The sequence below is a fragment of the Mycobacterium sp. NGS62 genome, assembly GCF_059812285.1.
In genome coordinates, this window is record NZ_JCALCK010000028.1 from 1 (window position 1) to 10,305 (window position 10,305).

7 protein-coding genes and 5 pseudogenes are annotated in these 10,305 nt (G+C 64.1%); 5 read left to right on the forward strand and 7 right to left on the reverse strand.

Translation table 11 applies throughout. The annotated features are described in order from the left end of the window. Positions 1 to 23: 23 nt before the first annotated feature. Positions 24 to 599, forward strand: a pseudogene (locus AC5Y49_RS24095) (IS1634 family transposase); the annotation flags it as partial. A 115-nt stretch (positions 600 to 714) separates the two neighbouring features. Here AC5Y49_RS24095 and AC5Y49_RS24100 read toward each other — a convergent pair. From AC5Y49_RS24100 to AC5Y49_RS24110, 3 genes are read right to left on the reverse strand one after another with little or no spacing between them, the layout of a single operon-like run. Further along, the gene (locus tag AC5Y49_RS24100; protein WP_499891903.1) at positions 715 to 1,713 is read right to left on the reverse strand and encodes a tyrosine-type recombinase/integrase; all 999 of its coding nucleotides are present in this window, start codon (positions 1,711 to 1,713) and stop codon (positions 715 to 717) included. Beyond that, positions 1,710 to 2,663, reverse strand: a complete 954-nt coding sequence (locus AC5Y49_RS24105) for a tyrosine-type recombinase/integrase (protein ID WP_499891904.1) — start codon at positions 2,661 to 2,663, stop codon at positions 1,710 to 1,712. The genes AC5Y49_RS24100 and AC5Y49_RS24105 overlap by 4 nt, the downstream gene beginning before the upstream one ends. Then, positions 2,660 to 3,661, reverse strand: coding sequence for a tyrosine-type recombinase/integrase (locus tag AC5Y49_RS24110; RefSeq protein ID WP_499891905.1), 1,002 nt, complete (start codon positions 3,659 to 3,661; stop codon positions 2,660 to 2,662). The genes AC5Y49_RS24105 and AC5Y49_RS24110 overlap by 4 nt, the downstream gene beginning before the upstream one ends. Positions 3,662 to 3,851: 190 nt before the next feature. Between AC5Y49_RS24110 and AC5Y49_RS24115 the strand changes: the two are divergent. From AC5Y49_RS24115 to AC5Y49_RS24125, 3 genes and pseudogenes are all read left to right on the forward strand, one after another. Beyond that, positions 3,852 to 4,103: pseudogene (locus AC5Y49_RS24115) on the forward strand (IS1634 family transposase); the annotation flags it as partial. A 584-nt stretch (positions 4,104 to 4,687) separates the two neighbouring features. Beyond that, positions 4,688 to 5,950 (forward strand): group II intron reverse transcriptase/maturase, encoded by a 1,263-nt coding sequence (ltrA, locus tag AC5Y49_RS24120; protein ID WP_499891906.1) that lies wholly within the window; start codon positions 4,688 to 4,690, stop codon positions 5,948 to 5,950. 85 nt (positions 5,951 to 6,035) lie between these two features. After that, a pseudogene (locus AC5Y49_RS24125) lies at positions 6,036 to 6,737 on the forward strand (IS1634 family transposase); the annotation flags it as partial. 110 nt (positions 6,738 to 6,847) lie between these two features. Here the strand turns inward: AC5Y49_RS24125 and AC5Y49_RS24130 are convergent. The 4 genes and pseudogenes from AC5Y49_RS24130 to AC5Y49_RS24145 form a co-directional block, all read right to left on the reverse strand. Further along, positions 6,848 to 7,534, reverse strand: coding sequence for a TetR/AcrR family transcriptional regulator (locus AC5Y49_RS24130; protein ID WP_499891907.1), 687 nt, complete (start codon positions 7,532 to 7,534; stop codon positions 6,848 to 6,850). 779 nt (positions 7,535 to 8,313) lie between these two features. Then, positions 8,314 to 9,056, reverse strand: a pseudogene (locus AC5Y49_RS24135) (IS110 family transposase); the annotation flags it as partial. A 2-nt stretch (positions 9,057 to 9,058) separates the two neighbouring features. Next, on the reverse strand, positions 9,059 to 9,277 hold the full coding sequence (locus AC5Y49_RS24140; RefSeq protein WP_499891908.1) for a hypothetical protein: 219 nt from the start codon (positions 9,275 to 9,277) through the stop codon (positions 9,059 to 9,061). Beyond that, on the reverse strand, positions 9,264 to 9,497 hold the full coding sequence (locus AC5Y49_RS24145; protein ID WP_499891909.1) for a hypothetical protein: 234 nt from the start codon (positions 9,495 to 9,497) through the stop codon (positions 9,264 to 9,266). Before AC5Y49_RS24145 ends, AC5Y49_RS24140 begins: the two co-directional genes overlap by 14 nt. A gap of 23 nt (positions 9,498 to 9,520) precedes the next feature. On the opposite strand from AC5Y49_RS24145, the pseudogene AC5Y49_RS24150 reads away from it, so the two are divergent. Then, a pseudogene (locus AC5Y49_RS24150) lies at positions 9,521 to 10,095 on the forward strand (metal-dependent hydrolase); the annotation flags it as partial. Positions 10,096 to 10,305 lie beyond the last annotated feature (210 nt).

The window sequence follows — 10,305 nt, forward strand, 5'->3', positions numbered from 1 at the left end:
GGCGGGGTCCGTATGGTGCCGAGGTGGCCTATATCCGCACGGTGAAGACCAGTTCAGGGGCAACCGCGGTGCAGATCGTGTGGTCGTCACGGCGGGGTTCACGATCGATCGAGCATATGGGCTCGGCCCACGATAACGTCGGGATCGCGGCGCTCAAGGCGGCTGCTGAGCAGCGGATGGCGGCCGGCCAGGTTGAGCTGGATCTCGGCATCGCCGCCGGCACGGGGTCAGCGCCGTTGCCGATCACATCGTCGAAGGCGGCGCATTTGTGGGATGCGTTGTGTCGGGCCTATCAGATGCTCGGGTTCGACAAGGTCGCCGATGATGTGTTCCGCGGGTTGGTGTGTGCACGGATCATCGAACCAAGCAGCAAGATCGACTCAGCCCGAGTCCTGGGCGAAGCCGGGATGCGCGCCCCGTCCTATCCCACCTTGAACCGTCGGTTACCGGAGTACGCCAAAGATGCATTCCGGCAACAGCTTTCAGCGGCATGCGCTACGCGCGCGGAGCTGGGGCCGGCCACCTTGGTGCTCTATGACGTGACGACGCTGTACTTTGAGACCGACACCGCCGACGGGTTCCGCGAACCCGGCTTCTCCAATTACGCCGAGGTTGCGGTTATGCCGAGGTCATGCTGCCTGGGGTGGTGTTCGTGCTGCTCGGTGGGCTGGGCGGGAGTAGCCCGCGCGGCATAACCGGCTCGGGGTCGTGTCGTCATAGGTGTTCGAGGAAGTTGATGAGGTCGTCAGCGGGCCGGTAGCGGCCGGGGGTGGTGTTCGGCCCGGTGACGCGGGCGAGTGCCCGTTCTTTGACGGTCATGTCGGCATGCAGATAGATGTGGGTGGTGACCGGGCTTTGGTGGCCCAGCCACAGGGCGATGACGGAGGTGTCGACGCCGGCGTGCAGCAGCGTCATCGCCGCGGTATGCCGCAGAGTGTGCGGGGTGACGTGTTTGGCTGCGATCGACGGACAGGTAATCGCGGCTGCGGCAGCATGTTTGGCGACGAGCCATTGAACGGCATCGGCCGACATCGGTGTTGCCCGGCGTGTCGGAAACACTGGCCCGTTGGGTGCGGGTCCGGCCTCTGGCAGCCATGCGCGTAGGACGGCCGCGGTCTGCTTCGTCAGCGGCGTGGTGCGTTCCTTTCGGCCTTTGCCTGTGGTGTGCACGGCGGCCCCAGGTGTCGTGGTGGTGATGTCGCCGATGGCCAGCCCGGTTATCTCCGAGATGCGAAGACCGGTCGAAGCGGTGGTGAGCAGCAGGGCATGGTCGCGGCGTCCGTACCAGGTGGTGCGGTCCGGCGCCGCGAGCAGGGCGTCGGTTTCGGTGCTGGTCAGGTACGACACGATCGCCTGGTCATGGCGGCGTTGCGGAATCGCCAACACCTGGCTTGCGGTGTGGGCTCGGTCCGGAATCAGCGGCAGCGCATAGCGATAGAAAGAGTGGATGGCGGCCAGGCGAGCATTGCGGGTCGCGGTGCTGTTGTGTCGTTCGGTGTCGAGATAGCTCAGGAAGGCGCCGATCATCACGGCATCGAGGTCATCGATCGTCAGCCGTGACGGGGGCTTTTTCGCCCGACCGGCGGCGAAGATCAGCAGCAGTTTGATGGTGTCCCGGTAGGCAGAGACCGTTTGCGGGCTGGCCTGCAGTTGCCGGACCAGTCGTTCGGTGAAGAAACCCTGCAGCAGGGAGGTTACGGTCGGCATGGTCATGACGCCGACTCCGTGGTGAGCGAACCCGTCTGGATGTCGAGGCGGCGGGCAGCAAGCGTGAGCAGTTCGGGCACGGCGTGCAGATACCAGTAGGTCGAGGCGGGATCGACATGACCGAGCCAGGTCGACAGCAGTGGAAGGCGCACTTGAACGTCTCCGCCGTCGCGGTACCAGTTGATCATCGTGGTCACCGCGAAGGTGTGCCGCAGATCATGCAGCCGGGCTGGTCTGCGCCCGGGTGCGGTGGTCAGTCCGGCAGCGTCGACGATCTGCCTGAAGGTGACACCCAGTGCGTCTGGGTTGAGCGCTCCACATCGGGTGTTGACGAAAACCGTTGGGCAAGCACGCGCTGTGGTCCCGACCCACTCTCGGCGGGCCTGCAGGTAGCCCGCCAAAACGGTGGCAGTGCTCGGGTGGATGAACACCAGCCGGGACTTGCCGAACTTCGTCTGCAGTACCTGAATCACACCGTTGGTCAAGTCGATATCACTGATGGCCAGGCGGCACGCCTCGCCGGGGCGCATCCCGGTGGCCGCGAGCAGGCCGATCAGCGTTGTCCACGTCAGCGCTTTGAACCGCGGCGACAAGGTATCCGCGGCTGCCAGCAGCGCGCCAATCTCAGCTTCGCTGAACACGTTTGGCTTCTTAGGCCGGTATCGTCGGGGGCGGGTCTCTTCGGCGGGGACCTGCGTGGCCGGGTCCAGCGCATGCTGGTATCGGCCGAAGATCCGCACCGCGTCCATCCTGCGGGCGAACAGAGCGTCACTGACGGGAACCTTGATCCGCGCAGTAGCCCATTGCACCGCAAGGTCATTGCGGACGCGGGTGGCCCCGCGCTCCTCACAGAACGCGACGAAGCTCAGCAGCAACTTGCTCAGGCCCTCGACTTTGAAGCCCATCGCCCGGCGCGTGGCCAGGTAGTCGGCGACGTTCTCACGCAACGTGTTCATGATCGAGACCCCGGCCACGGCCGAGCCAGGCTCCGGGCAGCAGCATCATCAGCGTTGGCGCTAGCGGGTGCGGTGCCGGGCCAAGGCCGGGCCAGCGGTCGCAGGGCAACCTCATCGACCTTGGCGTAGATCGCGGTGGAGCCCGCACTCCGGTGGCGTAACACCTGCCCCACCTCCGACAGCGATGCGCCAGCTCGCAGCATGCCCGTAGCCAGCGTGTGACGCAGGCGGTGCGCACCGATGCGGTCAAGGCCGGCGTCTTGGCATGCCCGGGCTACGACATGGCCGATCGCTCCCGACGACAGCGGCCGACCAGGCGGTCGCAGCGTGGTAAACACCGACCGCGTCTGACACTCGGGCCGCCCCTCGACCAGCCACGCGGCGATCGCTTCTCCGGGCTCGGTCGGCAAAGGCAGGCGTTCAGCCCGGTCGCCCTTGCCGACGATGGTGAGTTCGCCTGCCCGCCAGTCGATATCGTCTAGGCCGAGACTTGCGACCTCGCCTCGCCGAAGCCCGAGTCGGGACAACAGCAGCAAGATCGCGTAGTCGCGGCGGTCGGTGGCCGTTAACCGCCAACGCGCCGCAACCGCCAGCAGACGCTCGAGATCTGCGGCCGGCACCGACTTCGGCAGCGACGCCAAATGCCAGCCCGCCGCCACCGGAACCGCGCCCCACAGCTGGGCCGATGTTCGACCCGTCGCGTGCGCGAACCGCAGGAACGAACGCACCGACCTCGCCATCGACTTCGCCGAGTTCGTATTGCGGTCTCGGCAGTACTCGACCATGAACGCAGTGATGGTCCCAGCGTCCAGAAGACTCGCCGACATCTGCGTGGGCTGGGGCAACGCCGCGAGGAACTGCTTCACATTCCAGCAGTAGTTGTCGATGGTGATCGGCGCCAAACCACGTTGCCGATCCAGCCACCCTCCGAACTCGACGAGCAGATCGCTCACCGGCGCCGTGCCCTCGCGGGCCTCGATGGTGCATACCGGGTTCATGTGTTCCTCCTCCTGATAGGCCAACCAGAGCCCCACCAGAAAGACACACCACCGCCCGCCGCAAGCCGGTTATGCCGCGCGGGCTACTCCCGCCCAGCCCACCGAGCAGCACGAACACCACCCCAGGCAGCATGACCTCGGCATAACCGCAACCTCGGCGTAATTGGAGTTATGCCGACGTCGGCATAATTCCAAAGAACGCCGCCTTGAACCGCAGATCACCGTCGGGCTACTCACCGACGCATCGGGGTTCCCGTTGACGGTGCAGGCGTTCGAGGGAAACAAGGCCGAGACGGCCACGATGCTGCCGGTGATCAAGGCGTTCAAGAAAGCCCACCAACTCACTGACATCACCGTAGTTGCCGACGCCGGGATGATTTCTGAGGCCAACCAAATCGACATCACCGCAGCCGGATTAACTTACATCCTGGGCGTGCGTGTCCGTGTGTCCTGAACGTGGAGGGGGCTCAATGTAGGTAGAGCTCGATGAAGCGGTGTTGTGCAGGAGATGAAGGATTGTTGGCCCTTCGGAGTCGCCCTGCGGGGGGAGGCTTCAAACCGCCACATGCTGCGAAAGTGGTGACGCGATCGTGGTGAGCGATGTGGAAAAGGCACGGGACGTGTCAGGTGGGGATCGGGAAGGCGAGCGTAAGCGAATCGCTGTGGACGTGTCGAAACACGTTAGGTGACATCGAAACCGGGGTGTGGATACGGTCCCGGGATGAGTCTGGCGGGTGCCCGCTGATTGGCCAGGTGGTGTCCGGCATGGAGGCGACGCGAGCCCGGTCTGCGGCTTTTGCATGAAACAGGAGAAGGCCGGATTCGACATGTCCTGTTCGGGTTTTGGGCAGGTGAGAGGGAGTAGCCCGTGGTAGCGCGGGTGTGAGTACCGTCGCGGATCCGGCTGGCGGACCGGCTCGTAGTAGTGGTGAAGCTCCTGTAATGGGGGTGAAGCGAAGGGGCCGGGTCATCTGTGACTGTGTTGATTCGATCAACCGAAACCTGTTGGGGTTCGGGAGGAGTCGTATGAGCGAGTTGAAGTCGCCGGGCAAGCCGTTCGAGATTTCGAAGTGGGCGGTTCAGGAGGCCTGGCAGAAGGTCAAGGCGAACAAGGGCGCCGCAGGTGTGGATGGGGTGACGATCGAGGGGTTCGAGGCCGACCTGCAGAACAACCTGTACAAGGTCTGGAACCGGATGTCGTCGGGCTCCTATTTTCCGCCTGCGGTGCGGGCGGTGGAGATACCCAAACCGCATGGCGGTGGAACCAGGATGCTGGGGCTGCCCACGGTGGCCGACCGGGTGGCGCAAACGGTGGTGGCCGAAGAGTTGATGGGAAAGGTCGAGGCGATCTTTCATGACGACTCCTATGGCTACCGGCCGGGCCGCTCGGCGTTAGACGCCGTCGGCGTGTGCCGGCAGCGCTGCTGGAAAACCGACTGGGTGATCGATTTGGACATCCAAAAGTTTTTCGACAGCGTGTCCTGGGATCGCATGCTCAAAGCGGTGGAAGCCCACACCGATCTGCCGTGGGTGGTGCTCTATGTGCGCCGGTGGCTGCAAGCCCCGGTGGCACTGCCCGGTGGCACCTTGCAGCAGCGAGAGCGGGGCACCCCGCAAGGGTCGCCGGTCTCGCCCGTGCTGGCAAACCTGTTCTTGCACTATGCGTTCGACATGTGGATGGCTCGGGAGTTCCCAACCGTGCGGTTTGAACGCTACGTCGATGACGCGGTGGTGCACTGCATCAGCGAGCGCCAGGCCCGCCAAGTGTTGGCCGCGCTGCAAGACAGGATGGTCGACGTCGGGTTGCGGCTGCATCCCGATAAGACCCGGATCGTGTACTGCAAAGACGGCAAACGACGCGGCGATTATCCGCATACGTCGTTTACGTTTTTGGGTTTCACCTTCCGGCCGCGTAAAGTGCGGGACAAAAACGGGAACAAGTTCCTCTCGTTTCTGCCCGCAATGAGCACGGACGCCTGGACAAAGACCGGGCGTGAGGTGCGGTCCTGGCGACTGCACCGCCGCCACGGGTCGACTTTCGTCGATCTGGCCCGCATGATCAACCCGATTGTGCGGGGCTGGATGAACTACTACGGCGCCTTCTACCGGTCGGCGCTGTATCCCCTCCTGACGCGCATCAACGCCTACCTGATGCGCTGGGTCCGCACGAAATACCGCCGGTACAGGGGCCGCCGGGCATTCCAGCCAGCGTGGTCGCGGGTCACTACCAACTACCCGCGGTTGTTCGCCCACTGGCAATGGACGACCACTGTCCCCGCCGTCTGGTGATCAAGGTGACAAGAGCCGTATGAACCGAGAGGTTCACGTACGGATCTGTGGGAGCCGGGGGGTGCGATTCCCCCCGGCCACCCGACCGTTCCTGCCCGATGTCGTTCGGGAATGGCGCGACAAACATCCCGACGAGGCGATCCCGGATGATTTGATCCTGACTCAGCCGTGGCCAGCAACCAGCCGCGAGAAAACCCGCGGGATCCCCGACCGGGTGATCCATTACCAGTACCGGGCCGACCGGGCGCGGCGCACGCTGCGCGGTATCGATGAGCAGATCGCCAAAGCCCAGAAAGCCATCGACGGGAAGACCCCGGTCAAACGCAATCGGTTCGTCACCTTGACCGGCGAAACCAAGGCTATCGACCGGGAACTGGAGGCCAAGGCCCGCGCCCTGGCCGGCTGGAAGGGCTACACCACTAACCTGACCGGCCAGACGCCGGAATTCGTGATCGGCGCCTACCACCGCTTGTGGCGCATCGAGAAAGCCTTCCGGATGTCCAAGCACGACCTGGCCGCTCGCCCGATCTACCACCACAAACGGGAGTCGATCGACGCACACCTCACGATCGTGTTCGCCGCCATGGCCGTCACACACTGTATCGAGCACCGAACCGGTTGGAGCATCAAGCAATTCGTCCGAACAGCACGCCGCTACCGCACCATCACCATCCAAGTCGGACCGCAGACACTCACCGCCGCCGACCCCATCCCCGACGAACTCGCCCAAGCACTAGCCGAAATCCACCGCGACAATAACACTAGTTTGATAAAAGTCGGGTCCTAATCATCAAAATGGATTATCGGTTGGTCGCGCCCCCATCATCGGCATGATGACCGCTGCGCGGAGAACCGCTTTTCGGCAACGTCTTCAACAGAGGCGGCCAAGGGCACTGGTCAGCATCGCCGTGATGACGACGCCGTCGCGTCGCTCGATGGCGCTACGCCACTGGTCTCTTGACGAAGATATCGCTCGGACAGCGTTGCTGCCAGTCGGCTCGTGTGATCGACGATTTGTTGTGCGTCAACCTCGAGCAGTCCTGCCTGCCATGCGCTGATGAGTTCGACGAATCCACCCACGGCGACTAGTGCGTCCATTCGCACAGCGGTCTGGTCGGTATCGGGCTTGAGGTGCGGCTGGGCAGCGAGTAGGAGAAGTTCGGTCGCCTGTTGCAGTGCTGCGATCCGCCGTTCTTGAAGGGGCGAACTGCCGGCATGGTGCGTTAACAAGATCTGCGCGCGCCCGGGGTCCTGTGTGATGCGCTCTACGACCATGAGAATTGCTGCGCGAACGGCGTCCAGTGGCGGCCGATCCGCGTGGGTGGCAAAGACGTTTTCGATCTCTCCGAGCATGTCGTCGCGGACGCTGTCCCATGCGGCGACCAGCAATCCGTCCCGGTCGCCGAATTCTTCATAAAAGTAACGATCGTTCAGCGACGTCCGAGAACATACACCGCGCATCGTGACTGCGGCCCAGCCGCTTTCACTCCAGATATCGATCGCTGCCACGATGAGACACTTCCGGCGCTCGGCGCGGCGTTCGGCCGCGGTACGGCCACCCCAGATCCTTGCCTTCGCGCGCATATCCCCATCTTGACAAAGGTTCCTAACCGGTAACAAACTGGGGGCACGCGCCTCCACCGCCTATGACTTCGATTGGACCGCTTGCCTCACGTTGAGATGGGCTCCAGTTCAGGGGTTGCGGGTTCCGGTCGGGTCTGTTGATGCTGCCGATCGGACAATGTAGTGTCCGACTCGACTGACGGGTGAGCGCGGGGATCATGGCGGCGACAAGTCGGCCGATGGTCGCGCTGCATTTTCATGTGGTCGGTTTCTCCGCGCCGGGAAGCGGCGAACTCGACAGCGCATCGATGACTTCGCGGTCGGCGGTATTGGCCGCCGTCAGGCCACGCTTGTGATCAACTCGTCGTCGGGGTCTACCCTGAGGTGACTCTTGTAGCCGTCGAAGGGTGCCGGACTCGGGAGGCGACGACCCGCCGCGCCTGGAGGCGCCGCTGAAGCCACAGCAATGAACTTGGCGTCGCCTCTCGATGACACCGAGACACAACAGCTGTTCCGGCAGCTGTTCCGGCTCTTTTCCACGGCCTACGAACCCCTACCCTGTTGCCTCGTGTCATCCCTGAAGGTGGGGCCCTGTCAACTGGTTGTCGACCAGTGCTTTTGCTGGCTTTCGGCCTCCATGTGGGCGGCATCGGGTAAGGGCCGGGGTCAAGACGCAGCGCCCGCAGCGTAGCGAGGACGAACGGTCTTGATGCCGGACCCGGGCTGATGCATAGATGGCGACCCCGGCCGATGGGGGGTCAGACATGAGAACGACCGCGCGCGGGTTGCGGCCAGACTGCTCACACCGCCCTGGTGTGGTCGAGGGCGCGGATGTGTCCGTCGCGCAGCCCGTAGTGGACCAGCGTGAGCAGTTTGCGTGCCGCGGCAACCTTGGCGATGTTCTTGCCGCGGCGAGCTTCGACACGGTCCTTGTCGGCGGCGATCTTCGCCGTGGTTGGTGACGCTGTATCGCCTCGATGGCCGCCCAGCGGACCAGTTTGGAGCCCTGCTTGGTGATGTGCCCGCGGTGCACGACGGTGTCGGATTCGCGTGGCGCGGGGTCAGTCCGGCCCAGGAGCACAAGTGCGGCGACGAACAGCGCCGCCAGCACCGGACCGACGCCCGGTATTTGCTGGATGGCCTGGCAGCCGCGGTGAGCCTTGAGCCGTTTGGCGATGATCTCGGCGAACCGCGCCTCGTGGGCATCGAGGACATCGATGAGTTCCAGCAGTGAGCGCACCCGCTCGGCGTAGGCGGCACCCAGTGGCACCTTGGCCAGCCGTTGCCGGCCACCGACGCCGAACAAGTCCGACACCGCGATCAACACCCCGGCTTTGGCCAACACAGCATGGACCTGGGCTTTGAGTCCGGATCGGATCGCCACGAGCTTGGCGCGGTAGCGCACCAGCTCCCGCAACTCACGGGTCTGCGGTGGGGCGACCCACGCCTCGGGCAATCGACCCATCCGCAACAGATCGGCCAGATCAGCGGCGTCACGCACGTCGTTTTTCATCCGCCGATACTCAAACCCCTTGACGCCCAAGGTCAACGACCCAGTCGCGTTGCAGCTGGAACTTGAGCGGGCCGGCACCGATCCCGGCTGTTGCCGCGAAACGAAATCCGCGGCTGGTTGCTGACCGTGCGCCCCACTTCCAGCACCGCTGGGTATTGGGCCGGCACCGAGCGTAATCCTTCGGCGTCGGCGAGCGCTCCCACCGTGGTGGTGATGCCGTCGTGGACCCGTTTGCGGTCATCCAGGCGCACGCACAGCCGGTCGAGCGCGGCCTGGGCCTTGGTTCTGGGTCACCTCGTCGGCCAGGGTGCGCCACCAGCGTTGGGCGATCACCGCGGCGGCCTTTTCTACCCCGCCTTTGCGCCAAGGGTGATAGGCCGGACATAGGTCGATGCCGACCGAGTAGTGACGGGCGATCGGCCGGAAGGACACCTGCAGACGCCCCGACCGCGGCTGGGCCACCGTGGACATCCGGTCAAAACGCCACCGCCGAGATGGGCTACCCGACCGATCGGATCGAGCGCCACATTACGCACTTGATCAACGTGCTTGAGAAGCGATTCTCAGAGAAGATGCGCCTCGCCGTCACTGCCGCTTTCGAGCATTACACGGCCACGCTCCCCGAGATCATCTTGACCAGTGAGGACGCCCAGAAGCTGATCGGCGACAACGAAGTTCGTCCAATTCTGCTCTGGCATGCTTTCGAAGAGTCCGAGCACAAAGCTGTCGCATTCGATGTCTTTCGAGCGGTCGGTGGAACCGAGCCGCACTAGAGTCCGCGCGATGAGGATTGCCTCGCTGATCTTCTTCACCGAGGTGATCATCCAGACGTCGCGGTCTCTGGCGAGCGACCGTGCCGCCTACAATCCGCTGCATCTGGTGCGCAGCCTGGGTAACCTGCGTCGGTCCTCGTTGTTCAGCCGTTGCCGCGCGGCAACGCTTCCGGTCCGACAATCGCCCCGGGTTCCACCCCGACGACTGGGACAGCACCGAGGTCCTCGCATACTGGTCCAAGGAACTCTTCGATGCCGATGGCGCCCAGCGAGCGGTTAGCGATCGCGCCGTCTAGCTTCAACGGCGCCTTGAGGGCTTTGTCGACGTAAGCGGCCGGTGAACGGAGGCCGCCGACATGGCACTTCACATTGCCGAGGTGTTGTCGTCAGCGTCGAGCCCATCGTGTCAGGCGCAGCGCCGCAACAACTTTCGGCCCACACTTTGAGCGATCGCGGCTCCCTCGCCTTGATGACCTTCGGGTGCGGCGCGTTCTTGTGCCTATCTA

Coding starts and splice junctions, on each gene's coding strand:
- AC5Y49_RS24100 (WP_499891903.1), bottom strand. CDS start 1,713: ATGACCATGCCGACCGTAACCTCCCTGCTGCAGGGTTTCTTCACCGAA.
- AC5Y49_RS24105 (WP_499891904.1), bottom strand. CDS start 2,663: ATGAACACGTTGCGTGAGAACGTCGCCGACTACCTGGCCACGCGCCGG.
- AC5Y49_RS24110 (WP_499891905.1), bottom strand. CDS start 3,661: ATGAACCCGGTATGCACCATCGAGGCCCGCGAGGGCACGGCGCCGGTG.
- AC5Y49_RS24145 (WP_499891909.1), bottom strand. CDS start 9,497: ATGTCCACGGTGGCCCAGCCGCGGTCGGGGCGTCTGCAGGTGTCCTTC.
- ltrA (WP_499891906.1), top strand. CDS start 4,688: ATGAGCGAGTTGAAGTCGCCGGGCAAGCCGTTCGAGATTTCGAAGTGG.
- AC5Y49_RS24130 (WP_499891907.1), bottom strand. CDS start 7,534: ATGCGCGCGAAGGCAAGGATCTGGGGTGGCCGTACCGCGGCCGAACGC.